The organism is Burkholderia sp. USMB20 (assembly GCF_000949135.2).
In the GTDB taxonomy this organism is placed as follows: domain Bacteria; phylum Pseudomonadota; class Gammaproteobacteria; order Burkholderiales; family Burkholderiaceae; genus Burkholderia.
This window is the reverse complement of record NZ_JTAN02000012.1, coordinates 71,509-89,651: the sequence shown is the minus strand read 5'-3', so window position 1 is coordinate 89,651 and position 18,143 is coordinate 71,509. Positions and strand designations below refer to the sequence as shown.

The window sequence follows — 18,143 nt, the reverse complement described above, 5'->3', positions numbered from 1 at the left end:
GCTGCACGCCGCGCGAGGCCGGGCGGCGCCCCGGCGCACCGGCTACAATGACGGTTTTCCCGTCTTCGCCGGTCTCTCGCCCATGTCTGCGACTCCTCTCGCCGCTTCCGCCCCGCTCGACGCGCCCTACACGCGTGGCGCCGCACTGCCCGCGCTGCTGAAATCGCGCATCCTGATCCTCGACGGCGCGATGGGCACGATGATCCAGCGCTACAAGCTCGACGAGGCCGCGTATCGCGGCGAGCGCTTCAAGGATTTCCCGCGCGACATCAAGGGCAACAACGAACTGCTGTCGCTCACGCAGCCGCAGATCATCAGCGAGATCCACGACCAGTACTTCGCGGCCGGCGCGGACATCGTCGAAACCAACACCTTCGGCGCGACGACGGTCGCTCAGGCCGACTACGGGATGGAAGACCTCGTCGTCGAGATGAACGTCGAATCGGCGCGGCTCGCGCGCGAATCGGCGGCCCGCTACGCGACGCCCGACAAACCGCGCTTCGTCGCGGGCGCGATCGGGCCGACGCCGAAGACGGCGAGCATCTCGCCGGACGTCAACGACCCGGGCGCGCGCAACGTCACGTTCGACGAGCTGCGCGACGCGTATTACCAGCAGGCGAAGGCGCTGCTCGACGGCGGCGTCGACCTGTTCCTCGTCGAGACGATCTTCGACACGCTGAACGCGAAGGCCGCCCTCTTCGCGCTCGACGAACTGTTCGAGGACACCGGCGAGCGCCTGCCGATCATGATCTCGGGCACCGTGACCGACGCATCGGGCCGCATCCTGTCGGGCCAGACGGTCGAGGCGTTCTGGAATTCGCTGCGCCACGCGAAGCCGCTCACGTTCGGCCTGAACTGCGCGCTCGGCGCGGCGCTGATGCGCCCGTACATCGCCGAGCTCGCGAAGCTGTGCGACACCTACGTGTCGTGCTACCCGAACGCGGGCCTGCCGAACCCGATGAGCGACACCGGCTTCGACGAGACGCCGGACGTCACGTCGGGCCTCCTGAAGGAATTCGCGCAGGCCGGGCTCGTGAATCTCGCGGGCGGCTGCTGCGGCACGACCCCCGAACACATCGCCGAGATCGCGAAGGCGCTCGCCGACGTGAAACCGCGCCGCTGGCCGAGCCAGTACAGCGACGCCGCCTGACCGACCGCATCAACGCCCGCCCTACCTCATACGAATTCGCACCGCCATGACCGATCACATGATGCGCCTTGCCGGCCTCGAGCCGTTCAACGTCACGTCCGGAACGCTCTTCATCAACGTCGGTGAACGCACCAACGTCACCGGCTCGAAGGCATTCGCGCGGATGATCCTCAACGGCCAGTTCGACGAGGCGCTCGCGGTCGCGCGCCAGCAGGTCGAGAACGGCGCGCAGGTGATCGACATCAACATGGACGAGGCGATGCTCGATTCGAAGGCGGCGATGGTGCGCTTCCTGAACCTGATCGCGTCCGAGCCGGACATCGCGCGCGTGCCGATCATGATCGACTCGTCGAAGTGGGAAGTCATCGAAGCCGGCCTCAAGTGCGTGCAGGGCAAGGCGATCGTGAACTCGATCTCGCTGAAGGAAGGCGAGGACGCGTTCCGCCGCCACGCGAACCTGATCCGCCGCTACGGCGCAGCCGCGGTCGTGATGGCATTCGACGAGACGGGCCAGGCCGATACCTACGCACGCAAGACCGAGATCTGCAAGCGCTCGTACGACTTCCTCGTGAACGAAGTCGGCTTCCCGCCGGAAGACATCATCTTCGATCCGAACATCTTCGCGGTCGCGACCGGCATCGAGGAGCACAACAACTACGCGGTCGACTTCATCGAGGCGACCCGCTGGATCAAGCAGAACCTGCCGTACGCGAAGGTGAGCGGCGGCGTGTCGAACGTGTCGTTCTCGTTCCGCGGCAACGACCCGGTGCGCGAGGCGATCCACACCGTGTTCCTGTATCACGCGATCCAGGCGGGCATGGACATGGGTATCGTGAACGCAGGCCAGCTCGGCGTGTACGCCGATCTCGACCCGGAGCTGCGCGAGCGCGTCGAGGACGTGATCCTGAACCGCCGCGACGATTCGACCGACCGCCTGCTCGAGATCGCCGACAAGTTCAAGGCGGGCGGCGCGAAGAAGGAAGAGAACCTCGAGTGGCGCAACCAGCCGGTCGAGAAGCGGCTTTCGCATGCGCTCGTGCACGGCATCACGAACTTCATCGTCGAGGATACCGAGGAAGTCCGCGCGAAGATCGCCGCGGCCGGCGGCCGTCCGATCAACGTGATCGAAGGCCCGCTGATGGACGGGATGAACATCGTCGGCGACCTGTTCGGCCAGGGCAAGATGTTCCTGCCGCAGGTCGTGAAGTCGGCGCGCGTGATGAAGCAGGCCGTCGCGCACCTGATCCCGTTCATCGAGGAAGAAAAGCGGCTGCTCGCGGAAGCGGGCGGCGACGTGCGCGCGAAAGGCAAGATCGTCATCGCGACCGTGAAGGGCGACGTGCACGACATCGGCAAGAACATCGTGTCGGTCGTGCTCCAGTGCAACAACTTCGAAGTGGTCAACATGGGCGTGATGGTCCCGTGCAACGAGATCCTCGCGAAGGCGAAGGTCGAGGGCGCGGACATCATCGGGCTGTCGGGCCTCATCACGCCGAGCCTCGAGGAAATGGCGTACGTCGCGTCCGAGATGCAGCGCGACGACTACTTCCGCGTGAAGAAGATCCCGCTGCTGATCGGCGGCGCGACGACCTCGCGCGTGCACACGGCCGTGAAGATCGCGCCGCACTACGAAGGCCCGGTCGTCTACGTGCCGGACGCGTCGCGCTCGGTGTCGGTCGCGTCGAACCTGCTGTCGGACGAAGGCGCGGCGAAGTACCTCGACGAACTGAAGTCCGATTACGAACGAATCCGCGACCAGCACGCAAACCGCAAGGCGCAGCCGATGGTCACGCTCGAGCAGGCGCGCGCGAACAAGACGAAGATCGACTGGGCGGGCTACCAGCCCGTGAAGCCGAAGTTCATCGGCCGCCGCGTGTTCAGGAATTACGACCTGAACGAACTCGCGAACTACATCGACTGGGGCCCGTTCTTCCAGACCTGGGATCTCGCGGGCCCGTACCCGGCGATCCTGAACGACGAGATCGTCGGCGAATCGGCGCGGCGCGTGTTCTCCGACGCGAAGTCGATGCTTGCGCGCCTGATCCAGGGCCGCTGGCTGACCGCGAACGGCGTGATCTCGCTGCTGCCGGCGAACACGGTCAACGACGACGACATCGAAATCTACACCGACGAATCGCGCTCGGAAGTGCTGATGACGTGGCGCAACCTGCGCCAGCAGAGCGTGCGTCCGGTGGTCGACGGCGTGATGCGCCCGAACCGCTCGCTTGCCGACTTCATCGCGCCGAAGGAATCGGGCGTCGCCGACTACATCGGCATGTTCGCGGTGACGGCCGGCCTCGGCGTCGACGTCAAGGAAAAGCAGTTCGAAGCCGACCACGACGACTACAGCGCGATCATGCTGAAGGCGCTCGCCGACCGCTTCGCGGAAGCGTTCGCCGAAGCGATGCACGCGCGCGTGCGCCGCGAGCTGTGGGGCTACGCGAGCGGCGAGACGCTCGACAACGACGCGCTGATCGCCGAAAAGTACGCGGGCATCCGCCCGGCGCCCGGCTACCCGGCCTGCCCCGACCACCTCGTGAAACGCGACATGTTCGCCGCGCTGCACGCGGACGAAATCGGGATGAGCGTGACCGATTCGCTGGCGATGCTGCCGGCGGCGAGCGTGTCGGGCTTCTATCTCGCGCATCCGGACAGCCGCTACTTCTCGGTCGGCAAAATCGGGCAGGATCAGCTCGACGACTACGCGCAACGGATGCAGCTGTCGCTCGACGACGCGCGCCGCGCGCTCGCGCCGCAGCTTTAACCGCATCGACCGCGGCGCCATCCGCGGCTTCCATCGCCACGCGCCCCGATCAAGGGGCGCGTCGCACAACGACACGATTCATCAGGATACCTAATCTCGATAACCGGAAGCGAAGTCGCGACAACGCCAAGCCTCGGGGCTTGCGCGCGTGGGCGGCACGGCACCCTTCTCCCAAAATCGTTCCCGCATGCCGACCTTCGAAATCCGGATCACCGAAACGCCAGCTGACAGTGCGAGCTCGTTCCCGCCGACGATCTACCGCGGCGAGCGCTGGGATCTGAGCCATTTGCGCCCGCTGACGTTCATCTGCGATCTGGAAACCGGATTCGACGTGACGGTCCTGGTGCTGTTCTCGTGCCACTGCTTTACGCGCAGCTTCAAATGGGACCAGCGTGATCGCGACGCGATCCCGGATGACGAAATCTACGACGACGGCCGCGAGACACGTGTGCTGTGCGCCGACCGGTATCACGGGTCGCGACGACTGTTGCGCGACGTGATCGTCGGGCTGCCGGCACGCCGGATCGTCGTCGCGGACGAACGGCAACGCAATTTCGTCACGGTGGAAACGGTGTTGTCGGACGGCACGCAGCGCGTGTACGCGGTGTTTTTCGAGGTGTCGAAGGATCGGGCGAGAAAGCGCAGGCTTGTCCTGCGGGTCCAATCCGCCTATCTGCTGGAGGGCGACCTGACGAAACGCCAGCGGGACGCCCGGAAGGTGGCGTTGCGCACCTTGCTGCGCGCGAGCCTGGAAGGCCGGAAGATTCGTGCGTAGAAAAACCAACGGCCGCCTTTCGGCAGCCGTCGCATGCGGGATTCTCTTTTCGTCCATCGACGAAATACCCACTCCAGGTGGGACCCGGTTGCCCGGGCGGCACTATGTTTTCGCACCCGCTTTCACATAGTCTTGCGTTGAATTATAAGGAATTTCCCTTGCCGGTCAAGGCGAGCGGCCAGCCGCCCGGCCCGGATTTCATCAGACAAAAGAAAAGCCTGCATCGAGCAGGCTCGTTGTTGCCTTGCCGACCTCGCGATCCGCGTCGGCCAGACTACGGAGTTCAGAACCCCCAATGCACGTCGGCCTGACCGGCCTTCGCTTCGCGCAGCATCGTCAGGAACGGTGCGACGCGCTGCGCCAGGCTCGGCGGCACTTCGTGGTGCGCGTGGTCGTCTTCGTCCTCGTGGAAATGGCCGGCGTGCTCGGCACGCTCCTGCTTCGCCTGCGCGACCGCGCCTTCCAGCTTCGCGATCGCGTGGTCCAGTTCGTCGTGCGTAATGACACCGCGTTCGCCCAATTGCTTGCCGACGAGGCCCAGCACGTATACGGCGAAATCCTTCAGCACGTCGAGATCCTGTGCCGCCTTGCTCTTGAACGTAATCATGACTATTCCCTTTTCATCTTGTTGTGCCTGCGCGGCGCGGTTGGGGGACGCCGGCAGGCCGGCGTCCGGCCTCGCGGACGCGGGGCGCCTGAGCGGCATATTAGCACCTGTTAAAATTCTGCGATCCCTGAAACGCGCGCTTAAAAAGCGCGCCGGCCGGCCGGCGTTTCCGGCCGCCACCAACGAAGCCTTCTACCAGCATGCTGCCAGCTCACAAACAGACCCTCGAAGCCCTGCTCGCGGATAGCGTCACGCAGGTCGCACACGCGCTGAAAGGCGCCGACGCAGCGTTCGTCGCCCCGGCCATCACGCTCGAGCGCCCGAAGGTCGCCGCGCACGGCGACGTCGCGTGCAACGTCGCGATGCAGCTCGCCAAGCCGCTCGGCACGAACCCGCGCCAGCTCGCCGAGCAGATCGTCGCCGCGCTCACGGCCCAGCCGGCCGCGCAAGGGCTCGTCGACGCGGCCGAAATCGCCGGCCCCGGCTTCATCAACCTGCGCCTGACGGCCGCCGCGAAGCAGGCGGTGATCGCCGCCGTGTTCGACCAGGGCCGTGCGTTCGGCACGTCGGATCGCGAAAAGGGCAAGCAGGTGCTGCTCGAATTCGTGTCGGCCAACCCGACCGGCCCGCTGCACGTCGGCCACGGCCGCCAGGCGGCGCTCGGCGACGTGCTCGCGAACGTGATCGCGAGCCAGGGCTACGCGGTGCACCGCGAGTTCTACTACAACGACGCCGGCGTGCAGATCGGCAACCTCGCGATCTCGACGCAGGCGCGCGCGCGCGGCCTGAAGCCGGGCGACGCGGGCTGGCCGGAAGCCGCGTACAACGGCGAATACATCGCCGACATCGCACGCGACTACCTGAACCGCGAGACGGTTGCCGCGAAGGACGGCGAGCCGGTCACCGGCGCGGGCGACATCGACGATCTCGACGCGATCCGCAAGTTCGCGGTCGCGTACCTGCGTCACGAGCAGGACATGGACCTGCAGGCGTTCGGCGTGAAATTCGACCAGTACTACCTCGAGTCGTCGCTGTACAGCGAAGGCCGGGTCGAGAAGACGGTCGACGCGCTGATCAAGGCCGGCATGACCTACGAGCAGGACGGCGCGCTGTGGCTGCGCACGACCGACGAGGGCGACGACAAGGATCGCGTGATGCGCAAGACGGACGGCACGTACACGTACTTCGTGCCGGACGTCGCGTACCACGTGACGAAGTGGGAGCGCGGCTTCTCGAAGGTGATCAACATCCAGGGTTCGGACCACCACGGCACGATCGCGCGCGTGCGCGCGGGCCTGCAGGGCCTGCACATCGGCATCCCGAAGGGCTATCCCGACTACGTGCTGCACAAGATGGTCACCGTGATGCGCGACGGCCAGGAAGTGAAGCTGTCGAAGCGCGCGGGCAGCTACGTGACGGTGCGCGACCTGATCGAATGGTCGGGAGGCGCGACGCCGGGCCAGGAAGCGGCCCCCGACCTGATCGACGAGGCGACCATCACGCGCGGCCGCGACGCGGTCCGTTTCTTCCTGATCTCCCGCAAGGCCGACACCGAATTCGTGTTCGACATCGACCTCGCGCTGAAACAGAACGACGAGAACCCGGTCTATTACGTCCAGTACGCGCATGCGCGGATCTGCTCGGTGCTCAACGAACTGAAGTCGCGTTACAACGTCGACGCGGCGCAGCTGCCGGGTGCCGACCTGTCGCAGCTCACGAGCCCGCAGGCCGTGTCGCTAATGCAGAAGCTCGCCGAGTATCCGGACATGCTCACGCACGCGGCCAACGAACTGGCGCCGCACGCGGTCGCGTTCTACCTGCGCGATCTCGCTGGTGAATTCCACTCGTTCTACAATGCGGAGCGCGTGCTGGTCGACGACGAAGCGCCGCGCAACGCGCGCGCCGCGCTCCTCGCCGCGACCCGGCAAGTGCTCGAGAACGGCCTGGCGGTGCTCGGCGTGTCCGCGCCCGCCAAGATGTAAGCGGCCCGGACCGGGCAGCGAATGGCTGCGGCAGGCGCGCCTGCGACGGGAGCACCCGCCGCCGGATGCCCGTCGCAGCCTTTTCACGATTCTTTTTGCAGGTGACTCAAGCAATGGCACAACCACGCCGAACTTCGAAGCAATCGAAACAAGCCGGAGGGACATTTCTTGGAATCGTGCTGGGCCTGATCGTCGGCCTCGCGATCGCGGTGGTGGTGGCGCTCTACATCACGCGGTCGCCGTCGCCGTTCGTGTCGAAGGTCGCGCCGCCGCCGGCCGACAACGCCGCGAGCCAGCCGCAGCAGTTCGACCCGAACCGCGCGCTGCAAGGCAAGACGCCCGGCCAGCCGGTGCCGCAGGCCGCGCAATCCGCGCCGCCCAACACCGCGCCCGGCCAGGCCGCGAACCAGACCCAGGGCGGCCTGCTGCCCGAACCGCAGATCGTCGAAGTGCCGCCGTCGGGCAACACGAACGGCTCCGGCAACACCAGCGGCTCGAGCAACACCACCGCATCGAACAACGCGTCGTCGGGCAACGGCGTCGCCGTCGCGCCGAAGCCGGCCGACAACCCGCCGCCGCCGAAGAAGACGCAACAGGCGCAGCAACAGCAGCAACAGCAGCAGCAAGGCGGCGAGGACGACCTCGCGCGCTTCGCCGCGCAGAAGCAGGCGCAGCAGGCTGCCGCGCAGAAACAGCAGCAACAGCAACTGGCCGCGAACACGCCGAAGCCGGCGCCGTCCGCGACGTCCGCCGCGGCAGCGAAGCCGCCGACCGCAAGCGACGCGAACACCGGCTACTTCCTGCAGGTCGGTGCGTACAAGACGGAAGGCGACGCCGAGCAGCAGCGCGCTCGGCTGGGCTTCCAGGGCTTCGAGTCGAAGGTGTCGAAGCGCGATGTCAGCGGCGTGACCTATTTCCGCGTGCGCGTCGGCCCGTTCTCGAAGTTCGAGGATATGAACTCGGCCCGCCAGCGCCTGTCCGATGCAGGTGTCGACACGGCGGTGATCCGTTTCACGAAGCAGTAAGCAACCGGCCGCGCCCACGCAGAACCCGTTACGTTTCGTAACCCGAGCAACTGATTCGACGTCCACAACATGAAAAAACTGCTTAGCACGCTCCTTCTGTCCCTCGGCCTGGCCGCAGCCGGCTTCGCCCAGGCTTCGCCCGCGGCACCGGTGTCCGGCAAGGACTTCGAGGTGATGAAGTCGCCGCAGCCGGTGTCCGCGCCGGCCGGCAAGGTCGAAGTCATCGAGTTCTTCTGGTACGGCTGCCCGCACTGCTACGAATTCGAGCCGACCGTCGAGGCCTGGGTGAAGAAGCAGGGCAACAACATCGACTTCAAGCGCGTGCCGGTCGCCTTCCGTGACGACTTCCTCCCGCACTCGAAGCTGTTCTACGCGGTGTCGGCGCTCGGCATTTCGGAGAAGGTCACGCCGGCGATCTTCAACGCGATCCACAAGCAGAAGAACTACCTGCTGACGCCGCAGGCGCAGGCCGACTTCCTGGCGACGCAGGGCGTCGACAAGAAGCAGTTCATGGACGCGTACAACTCGTTCAGCGTGCAGGGCCAGGTGAAGCAGTCGGCCGAGCTGCTGAAGAACTACGCGATCGACGGCGTGCCGACGATCGTGGTCCAGGGCAAGTACAAGACGGGCCCGGCTTACACGAACAGCATCCCGGGTACCGCGCAGGTGCTCGACTACCTCGTGAAGCAGGTTCAGGACAAGAAGCTCTGATCCCCGCCCGCGCGCCGGCATGACTACTCCGCTGAAGGTCTTCATCACCGGCGCGTCGAGCGGGCTCGGCCTCGCGATGGCCGAGGAATACGCCCGCCAGGGCGCCACGCTCGCCCTCGTCGCGCGCCGCACCGATGCCCTCGATGCGTTCGCGCGACGCTTTCCCAAGCTGTCCGTCTCCGTCTATTCCGCCGACGTGCGCGACGCCGACGCGCTCGCGACGGCCGCCGCGTCGTTCATCGCCGCGCACGGCTGCCCCGACGTCGTGATCGCGAACGCTGGCATCAGCCAGGGCGCCGTCACGGGCCAGGGCGATCTCGCCACGTTCCGCAACGTGATGGACATCAACTACTACGGGATGGTCGCGACGTTCGAGCCGTTCGTCGGCCCGATGACGGCCGCGCGCCACGGAACGCTGGTCGGCGTCGCGAGCGTCGCCGGCGTGCGCGGCCTGCCCGGGTCAGGTGCGTACAGCGCGTCCAAATCGGCCGCGATCAAGTATCTCGAGGCGCTGCGCGTCGAACTGCGCCCGGCCGGTGTCGGCGTCGTGACGATTGCGCCCGGCTACATCCGCACGCCGATGACCGCGCACAACCCGTACCGGATGCCGTTCCTGATGGACGCCGACCGCTTCGCGGCCCGCGCCGCGCGCGCGATCGCGCGGCAGCACGCGTTCCGCGTGATTCCGTGGCAGATGGGCGTCGTCGCGAAAGTGCTGCACGTGCTGCCGCGCTGGCTCTACGACCGCCTGTTCGAGAAGGCGCCGCGCAAGCCGAAGGCCGGCGCGCATTGAGTGCGGCGCCAACGTCGCACGCACCGCTCCTCCTTCCACACGACTCGCCGCAGCCGGCGCGGCGATTCTGCCGATTCTGCCGATTCTGCCGATTCGGCGATTCGGCGATTCGGTGATTCGGCGATTCGGCGATTCGGTGATTCGGTGATTCGGTGATTCGGTGATTCGGTGATTCGGTGATTCGGTGATTCGGTGATTCGGTGATCCAGCCGATTCGCGTCGATCGGCACCGATCCTCGCCGATCCGCTTTGGCCTGCGCTCTCCCCGCCCCCCAAATCTCGGCCGCCGGTCGTTCGCCGTCGCGCCTGTCTCATCTCCCCGCGCTGCGCCGCCCCAGCACGCATTCCGTCGCGAACGCAGCCGTTTCTCGCTCAATTCGCTGCGTTCCGGCGCCTTTTTTCACGCACCGCGCGCTTTGACGGTATGCTATCCGCCAGCCGCGCCGGCCCCGCCTGTTACCGGGCCACGCCCGCATTCCGACACCCAGCAAAAATCACAAGCAACGTGGGAGAACCTATGCACGTCAAGCTGTTCGCCGCGGCCGCCGTCGCCGCCGCCCTCGCCGCCCCCGGCCTCGCCGCCGCCAAGCCGCTCACCGTCTGCACGGAATCGAGCCCGGACGGCTTCGACGTCGTGCAGTACAACTCGCTCGTCACGACCAACGCATCGGCCGACGTGATCTTCAACACGCTCGTGTCGTACGACGAAGCCGCGAAGAAGGTCGTGCCCGCGCTCGCCGACAAATGGGAAGCGAGCGCCGACGGCCTCACGTACACGTTCCATCTGCGCCCGAACGTCGCGTTCCAGACCACCGACTACTTCAAGCCGGGCCGCCCGCTGAACGCGGACGACGTCGTGTTCACGTTCTCGCGGATGCTCGACGATGCGAACCCGTGGCACAAGGTGGCCGGCGCGAGCGGCTTCCCGCACGCGCAGTCGATGGGTCTCGTGAAACTCGTGAAGTCGGTCACGAAGGTCGACGACAACACGGTGAAGTTCGTGCTGAACGAGCCGAACGCGACGTTCGTGCCGATCCTGACGATGGGCTTCGCGTCGATCTACTCGGCCGAATACGCGGACCAGCTGCTGAAGGCCGGCAAGCAGGCCGACCTGAACGCGAAGCCGATCGGCACCGGCCCGTTCGTGCTGAAGAGTTACACGAAGGACGCGCTGATCCGCTACGACGTGAACCCGGCCTACTGGGGCGCGAAGCCGAAGGTCGACCGGCTGATCTACGCGATCACGCCCGACCCGTCGGTGCGCATGCAGAAGGTGAAGGCCGGCGAATGCCAGATCGCGCTGTCGCCGAAACCGCAGGACGTGCTCGCCGCGAAGGGCGAAGGCGCGCTGAAGGTCGTGCAGACGCCCGCGTTCATGACCGCGTTCGTCGCGCTGAACACGCAGAAGAAGCCGCTCGACAACGACAAGGTGCGCGAGGCGCTGAACCTCGCGTTCGATCGCTCGACCTACCTGAAGGTGGTGTTCGACAACACGGCGACGGCCGCGAACAACCCGTATCCGCCGAACACGTGGAGCTACGCGAAGGACGTCGCGCCGTATGCGTACGATCCCGCGAAGGCGAAGCAACTGCTCGCGTCGGCCGGATTCCCGAACGGCTTCTCGACGACGATCTGGACGCGCCCGACCGGCAGCGTGCTGAACCCGAACCCGAAGGCCGGCGCGGAACTGCTGCAGGCCGACCTCGCGAAGATCGGCGTGAAGGCCGAGGTGAAGGTGATCGAGTGGGGCGAGCTGATCAAGCAGGCGAAGCTCGGCCAGCATGACATGCTGTTCATGGGCTGGGCCGGCGACAACGGCGATCCGGACAACTACCTGTCGCCGCTGTTCAGCTGCAACGCGGTGAAGTCGGGCATCAACTTCGCGCGCTTCTGCGACGCGCAGCTCGACAAGCTGATCGCCGACGGCAAGTCGACCGCCGACCAGGGCAAGCGCGCGAAGCTGTACGAATCGGCGCAGAAGATCATCCATGACGAGGCGCTGTGGATTCCGCTCGGCTACCCGACCGCGGCCGCGCTCACGCGTGCGAACGTGAGCGGCTATCACGTCAGCCCGTTCGGCCGGCAGAACTTCGCGGCAGTCGCCGTGCAGTAACCGCGCGTGGCGCGCAAGCGACGGCGCCCCGGCCCGTCGCTTGCGGCCCGCGCGCCGCGCTTGCTACACTGCGCGCTCATTCCTCATACCGGACGCCAGCCGAAGTGAACAACTAAGCCTTCCCAAAAATGTTTTCGCCGCCGTGCCACGCACGCCGCGCGCGAAGGGTTTCACGCATTTTCGGAGGTGCTTATGGCTGCTGCCACGCCGACCGGCGCGCTCGTCGCGCTTCATCACGTTTCCTTCCGCTTCGACGACGGCGTCACGCTGTTCGATTCGCTCGACCTTTCCATCGACCGCACGCCGACGGGCATCGTCGGCCGCAACGGCGCCGGCAAGAGCCTGCTCGCGCAACTGATCGCCGGCCGGCGCACGCCGAGCGCGGGCGCGATCGACCGGCAGACGTCGGTCGTCTACGTCGCGCAGCAGCACGACGACGCGCCGGACGCCACGCAGACCGTCGCGGAAATCGCCGCGCTCGATGCGCCGCTCGCGGCCCTCGCGCGCCTCGCGGACGGCCGTGCGAGCGCACACGACTTCGACCTGATCGGCGACCGCTGGGACCTCGCCGAGCGGCTGCGCGCGGCGCTCGACGCAGCCGGCCTGCACGACGTGCGAGCCGATACACCGGCACATGCGTTGAGCGGCGGCCAGATGGCGCGCGTCGCGCTGGTCGGCGCGTTGCTGTCGGAGGCCGGGCTGCTGGTGCTAGACGAACCGACCAACCACCTCGACGCGCCGGGCCGCGCGTGGCTGCGCACGGCGCTCGACGGCTGGCGCGGCGGCATCGTGATCGTCAGCCATGACCGCGCGCTGCTCGCGCACGTGCAGCGCATCGTCGAGCTGACGCCGCACGGCGTGCGTACTTACGGCGGCAACTACGCGCTGTATCGCGCGCAACGCGACGCGGAACAGGATGCCGCGCAGGCCGCGCTCGAGCATGCGCGCACCGAGCGCGGGCGCACCAGGCGCCGGCTCGAACAGGAACACGACACGATCCAGCGCCACGCGGCCGGCTCGCTGCGCGATGCGAAGACGGCCAACCTGTCGTCGGGCGCGAAGCAGCGGCGCAAGGGCGCCGCGCGCAACATCATGGGGCAGGTGCGCCGCGACCAGAGCGCGTTCAAGGCGACGCTCGACGAACGCGTGCAGGACGCAGCCGCGCGCGTCGAAGCCGACGCGCCGGTACTCGTGTCGCTGCCGGGCACCGAGGTCAGCGCGCGCCGCCAGCTGTTCACGCTCGAGCGCGCCCGACTGCCGTGGCGCACCGCCGGGCGCGCGGACGCGATCACGTGGTCGGCCAGCGGCCCGGTGCGCATCGCGCTGACGGGCCCGAACGGCTGCGGAAAATCGACGCTGCTGCGCATGCTCGCCGGCGAACTCGCGCCGCGCTCGGGCGCCTGCGCGACGCACGTGAGCGCCGCGTATCTCGACCAGCGGCTCGCGCTGCTCGATCCCGAGCGCTCGATCGTCGAACAGCTGGGCAGCCTCGCTACGCCGCTCGCCGAAGGCGAGCTGCGCAGCCGGCTCGCGCTGCTGCAGCTCGATGCCGCGCGCGCGACGCAGCCGGTGCAGCGCCTGAGCGGCGGCGAGCGGTTGAAGGCCGCGCTTGCGTGCGCGTTGTGGCGCGGCACACCCGCGCAGCTGCTGCTGCTCGACGAGCCGACCAATCACCTCGATCTCGAATCGGTGCGCGCGATCGAAGCCGCGCTGGCCGGCTTCCCCGGTGCGCTGGTGGTCGCGTCGCACGACGCCGCGTTTCTCGCGGCGCTCGCGCCGACGCACACGATGCAATGGCAGCGCGACGGGTGGCGTTACGAACCCGTCGCGTGATTGACGCTCACGGTCGTTCGTCGTTTCGCGTGATGTCCGATTCGACGAACCGCTGCCAGACGAGCCGCTCCGATTCGAGCAGGCCTTTGCCGATCGGGACGACGGATTTCGCGTTGTTGGAGCGGCACGGACCGGGTTGAACGCTGAAAACGAGGGGACGTCAGGCCGGCAGCGCTCAGGCCCGCGCGAAGCGAATCACGCCGTCGTCGCCCTGCTCGCGCACGAGCTCGCCCGCAAGCCACAGCAGGTTCAGGTGCGCGAGCGCCTCGCCGAGCGCGAACGTCATCTGGTGGATGTCGAGTTCGCGGCGGCGGAACATGATCGGCACGATGTCGGCGGCGCTCGCCGGCTTCTCCGCGCAGGCGACGCGCACTTCGTCGAGCCGCGCGTCGTGGTGCGCGCGCAGTTGCGCGATGCGGGTGCGCACGCCGCGGAACGGCTTGCCGTGCGACGGCAGCACGAGCGTGTCGGGCGCCATCGTCTCGTAGCGGCCGAGCGATTCGAGGTACAGCGCGAGCGGGTTCGCTTCCGGCTCGAGATCGAACACGGACACGTTGGTCGAGATGCGCGGCAGCACCATGTCGCCGGAGATCAGCACGCCGTCCGCTTCGCTGTAGAGCGCGCAATGTTCAGGCGAATGGCCGTAGCCGGTGACGACGCGCCACGTGCGCGCGCCGATCGTCACCGGGTCGCCTTCGCGCAGGCGCCGGTAGCGCGGCGGCACGGCCGGCACGAGGTCCGAGTAATAGCTGCGACGGTTGCGCAGCTTGTCGAGCGCGGCCGGATCGGTCAGCCCGTGACGCGCGAAGTGATCGGCGGCGGCCGCGCCGCCGGCGTTCGAGCCGTTGCCGGCCGCCATCAGGCAGCCGAACATGTATTCGCCGAGCGTCATCCACAGCCGCACGTTCCAGCGGCGCCGGTCGCCGCCTTCGCAGATCCAGTTCGCCAGGCCGAAGTGATCGGGATGGCAATGCGTGACGAGCACGCGCAGCACCGGCAGCCCGTCGAGATGCGTGTCGAAGATCTGTTCCCAGTGCGTACGGATCGCATCCGACGAGATACCGCAGTCGACGATCGTCCAGCCGGCCTGTCCGTCGATCTCGTCGCGCAGCAGCCAGAGATTGATGTGATCGAGCGAAAACGGCAGTGGCATGCGCAGCCAGCGCACGCCGGGCGCGACCTCGAACGTGTCGCCCGCGGCGGGCAGCGTGTCGGCGAAGGGATAGTCGAGTTGGTGTTCCAGTGCGTTCATCGGTGGGGTGTCTCGTCGTTATCGGTGCGAATGCGAATGCGGGTGCGGGCGCGAATGCAAGTGCAGGTGCGCGCGGCATGCCGCGGCAGGCATCGCGTCGATTCTATCGCCGTCGCGCGAAACGCGTGCCGGCGCGCGCCGGACGGCCAAAAAAAGTTCGTGTCAGAATCCGTTCCGTACCCGTATCTTTACGCGAAGATGCACCGAACGGCGTGCAACGGCGAGCAACCCGCCCATTGACGGCGCTTGGGCGCCGGACCCCGAAAGTCATTGAAACGCCGACTTGGGCGCTAAAATGGCGAGTGCTTACAGCCCCTCTTCAACGAGCCTGCACGCGATGAATCACTTCCCCAAACTGCTGTCGTCGCAAATCGGCTTCGACGTCGCGCAGACGATGCTCGAATACTTCGACCGCCACTACCGGATCTTCCGGGAAGCCGCCGTCGAGGCGAAGACGCTATTCGAGCGCGCCGACTGGCACGGCCTGCAGCGGCTCGCGCGCGAGCGGATCACGTCGTACGACGATCGCGTGCAGGAGTGCGTCGAGCTGCTGGAGGACGAATACGACGCGGAGAACATCGACGACGAGGTGTGGCAGCAGATCAAGCTGCACTACATCGGCCTGCTCACGTCGCACCGCCAGCCCGAGTGCGCGGAAACGTTCTTCAATTCGGTGTGCTGCAAGATCCTGCACCGCTCGTATTTCAGCAACGATTTCATCTTCGTGCGGCCCGCGATCTCGACCGAATACCTCGAGAACGACGAGCCGGCCGCGAAGCCGACCTATCGCGCGTACTACCCGGGCACCGACGGGCTCGCGGCCACGCTCGAGCGCATCGTCACGAACTTCCAGCTCGAGCCGCCGTTCGAGGATCTCACGCGCGACATCGGCTGCGTGATGCAGGCGATCAGCGACGAATTCGGCCAGTTCGACGCCGCGCCGAATTTCCAGATCCACGTGCTGTCGTCGCTGTTTTTCCGCAACAAGAGCGCGTACATCGTCGGCCGCATCATCAACGCCGATCGCGTGCTGCCGTTCGCGGTGCCGATCCGCCACGTGCGCCCGGGCCTGCTCGCGCTCGACACCGTGCTGCTGCGCCGCGACCTGCTGCAGATCATCTTCAGCTTCTCGCACTCGTATTTCCTCGTCGACATGGGCGTGCCGTCCGCGTACGTGGATTTTCTCTGCACGATCATGCCGGGCAAGCCGAAGGCCGAGATCTACACGTCGGTCGGCCTGCAGAAGCAGGGCAAGAACCTGTTCTACCGCGACCTGCTGCACCACCTGTCGCATTCGAGCGACCGCTTCATCATCGCGCCCGGGATCAAGGGCCTCGTGATGCTCGTATTCACGCTGCCGTCGTTCCCGTACGTGTTCAAGATCATCAAGGATCAGTTCCCGCCGCCGAAGGAAACGACGCGCGCGCAGATCATGGAGAAGTACCAGCTCGTGAAGCGCCACGACCGTCTCGGGCGGATGGCCGATACGCTCGAGTATTCGAGCGTCGCGCTGCCGCTGTCGCGGCTCGACCATGCGCTCGTGCGCGAGCTGGAAAAGGAAGTGCCGTCGCTGCTCGAATACGAGGACGACAACCTCGTGATCAAGCACCTGTACATCGAGCGCCGCATGACGCCGCTCAACCTGTACCTGCAGAACGGCACCGACGCGGACGTCGAGCACGGCGTGAAGGAGTACGGCAACGCGGTGAAGGAGTTGATGAAGGCCAACATCTTCCCCGGCGACATGCTTTACAAGAACTTCGGCGTCACGCGCCACGGCCGCGTCGTGTTCTACGACTACGACGAGATCGAGTACCTGACCGACTGCAACGTGCGGCGCGTGCCGCCGCCGCGCAACGAGGAAGACGAGCTGTCCGGCGAACCGTGGTATACCGTCGGCCCGCACGACATCTTTCCGGAAACCTACGGACCGTTCCTGCTCGGCGACCCGCGCGTGCGGACGGTCTTCATGAAGCATCACGCGGACTTTTTCGAACCCGCGCTGTGGCAGGCCAGCAAGGACAAGCTGCTGCAGGGCGAGTTGCCCGATTTTTACCCGTACGACGTGTCGCTGCGCTTCAGCGTGCGCTACCCCGAGCGCTTCGACGCGACGCCGGACGCCGGCGACGACGCAAGCGACGCGCAGCGCGCCGCCTGACGCACCGTCCGATCGAACCTAGACCGTTATCGACCTGATTTCCGCCAACGGAATCCACACCGATGAATATCCAAGACAATCCGCTTTCACATCTGTTCGACAACAACGACGCCTGGGTCAAGCGCCAGCTCGCCGACGATCCCGACTTCTTTGCGCGTCTCGCCGACCAGCAGGCGCCGGAATATCTGTGGATCGGCTGCTCGGATTCGCGCGTGCCCGCGAACCAGATCATCGGCCTGCCGCCGGGCGAAGTGTTCGTGCACCGTAACATCGCGAACGTCGTCGTGCACAGCGACCTGAACTGCCTGTCGGTGATCCAGTTCGCGGTCGACATCCTGCGCGTGAAGCACATCATGGTCGTCGGCCACTACGGCTGCTCGGGCGTGAACGCGGCGCTGCACAACCGCCGCGTCGGCCTCGCGGACAACTGGCTGCATCACGTGCAGGACGTGCGCGAACGCCACGCCGCACTGCTCGACGAATGGCCGGTCGGCGAGGCGCGCTATCGCCGCCTGATCGAGCTGAACTCGATCGAGCAGGTCGTCAACGTATGCCGCACGACGATCGTCAACGACGCATGGGCGCGCGGCCAGTCGCTCACCGTGCACGGGCTCGTGTACGGCGTGCACGACGGGCGGATGCGCAACCTCGGGATGGCCGTGTCGGGCTTCGACGCGCTGGATGCAACCTACAAGCGCTGCGTCGCGGCGCTGACCGCGCGCGGCCAGCACGCGCCCGACAACGACATGGTCGCGGCGGACGCCGCACGGCTCGACGACGTCGCGCAGGCGGTCGCCGACACGCTGAAGCCGTGCGACGACGCGAAGTAACCGACTCGAAGTAGCCGACGCGCGCGGCCGCGCGGGCGCGGCACGCCAGCGCCCCGCCGCGCGCCATCCGGCTGAAGGCGCATCATGATGGCGGGGCCGCGCCCCCTGCATCCCGTCGCCCGACGGGTGCGCCGTGCGCACACGCCAGCC

General features: G+C 66.9%; 13 protein-coding genes. 11 read left to right on the top strand and 2 right to left on the bottom strand.

Going from position 1 to position 18,143, the window contains the following annotated elements:
- Positions 1-82 precede the first annotated feature (82 nt).
- The 3 genes from PL79_RS13540 to PL79_RS13530 all read left to right on the top strand — a co-directional run bounded on the left by PL79_RS13540 (position 83) and on the right by PL79_RS13530 (position 4,689).
- A complete protein-coding gene (locus PL79_RS13540; protein WP_044846194.1) occupies positions 83-1,150 on the top strand; it encodes a homocysteine S-methyltransferase family protein in 1,068 nt (355 codons plus the stop codon).
- A gap of 46 nt (positions 1,151-1,196) precedes the next feature.
- The gene (metH, locus tag PL79_RS13535) at positions 1,197-3,914 is read left to right on the top strand and encodes a methionine synthase (protein ID WP_044846193.1); all 2,718 of its coding nucleotides are present in this window, start codon (positions 1,197-1,199) and stop codon (positions 3,912-3,914) included.
- A 148-nt stretch (positions 3,915-4,062) separates the two neighbouring features.
- On the top strand, positions 4,063-4,689 hold the full coding sequence (locus PL79_RS13530; RefSeq protein ID WP_235879265.1) for a hypothetical protein: 627 nt from the start codon (positions 4,063-4,065) through the stop codon (positions 4,687-4,689).
- 283 nt (positions 4,690-4,972) lie between these two features.
- Here the strand turns inward: PL79_RS13530 and PL79_RS13525 are convergent, their stop codons facing one another.
- Positions 4,973-5,296, bottom strand: a complete 324-nt coding sequence (locus PL79_RS13525; protein WP_044846191.1) for a DUF1840 domain-containing protein — start codon at positions 5,294-5,296, stop codon at positions 4,973-4,975.
- 200 nt (positions 5,297-5,496) lie between these two features.
- Between PL79_RS13525 and argS the strand changes: the two genes are divergently transcribed.
- The 6 genes from argS (at position 5,497) to PL79_RS13490 (ending at position 13,753) form a co-directional block, all read left to right on the top strand.
- Entirely contained in the window at positions 5,497-7,278 is a 1,782-nt protein-coding gene (gene argS, locus PL79_RS13520) for an arginine--tRNA ligase (RefSeq protein WP_044846190.1), read from the top strand.
- A gap of 113 nt (positions 7,279-7,391) precedes the next feature.
- Complete coding sequence (locus tag PL79_RS13515) at positions 7,392-8,303, top strand: SPOR domain-containing protein (protein ID WP_044846189.1); 912 nt, start codon at positions 7,392-7,394, stop codon at positions 8,301-8,303.
- Between the two features lie 69 nt (positions 8,304-8,372).
- The gene (locus tag PL79_RS13510) at positions 8,373-9,014 is read left to right on the top strand and encodes a thiol:disulfide interchange protein DsbA/DsbL (protein WP_044846188.1); all 642 of its coding nucleotides are present in this window, start codon (positions 8,373-8,375) and stop codon (positions 9,012-9,014) included.
- Between the two features lie 19 nt (positions 9,015-9,033).
- On the top strand, positions 9,034-9,807 hold the full coding sequence (locus tag PL79_RS13505) for an SDR family oxidoreductase (protein ID WP_044846187.1): 774 nt from the start codon (positions 9,034-9,036) through the stop codon (positions 9,805-9,807).
- A 517-nt stretch (positions 9,808-10,324) separates the two neighbouring features.
- Positions 10,325-11,920, top strand: coding sequence for an ABC transporter substrate-binding protein (locus PL79_RS13495; RefSeq protein ID WP_044846186.1), 1,596 nt, complete (start codon positions 10,325-10,327; stop codon positions 11,918-11,920).
- A 192-nt stretch (positions 11,921-12,112) separates the two neighbouring features.
- Entirely contained in the window at positions 12,113-13,753 is a 1,641-nt protein-coding gene (locus PL79_RS13490; protein WP_044846185.1) for an ABC-F family ATP-binding cassette domain-containing protein, read from the top strand.
- Positions 13,754-13,928: 175 nt separating this feature from the next.
- Here PL79_RS13490 and PL79_RS13485 read toward each other — a convergent pair whose 3' ends face one another.
- Positions 13,929-15,005 carry an MBL fold metallo-hydrolase gene (locus PL79_RS13485; RefSeq protein ID WP_044846184.1) on the bottom strand — a complete coding sequence of 359 codons (1,077 nt, stop codon included), beginning with the start codon at positions 15,003-15,005 and terminating at the stop codon, positions 13,929-13,931.
- A 337-nt stretch (positions 15,006-15,342) separates the two neighbouring features.
- Between PL79_RS13485 and aceK the strand changes: the two genes are divergently transcribed.
- A complete protein-coding gene (gene aceK, locus PL79_RS13475) occupies positions 15,343-17,163 on the top strand; it encodes a bifunctional isocitrate dehydrogenase kinase/phosphatase (protein ID WP_044846183.1) in 1,821 nt (606 codons plus the stop codon).
- Positions 17,164-17,225: 62 nt separating this feature from the next.
- Positions 17,226-17,993 (top strand): carbonate dehydratase, encoded by a 768-nt coding sequence (gene can / locus PL79_RS13470; protein WP_044846182.1) that lies wholly within the window; start codon positions 17,226-17,228, stop codon positions 17,991-17,993.
- Positions 17,994-18,143: the final 150 nt, after the last annotated feature.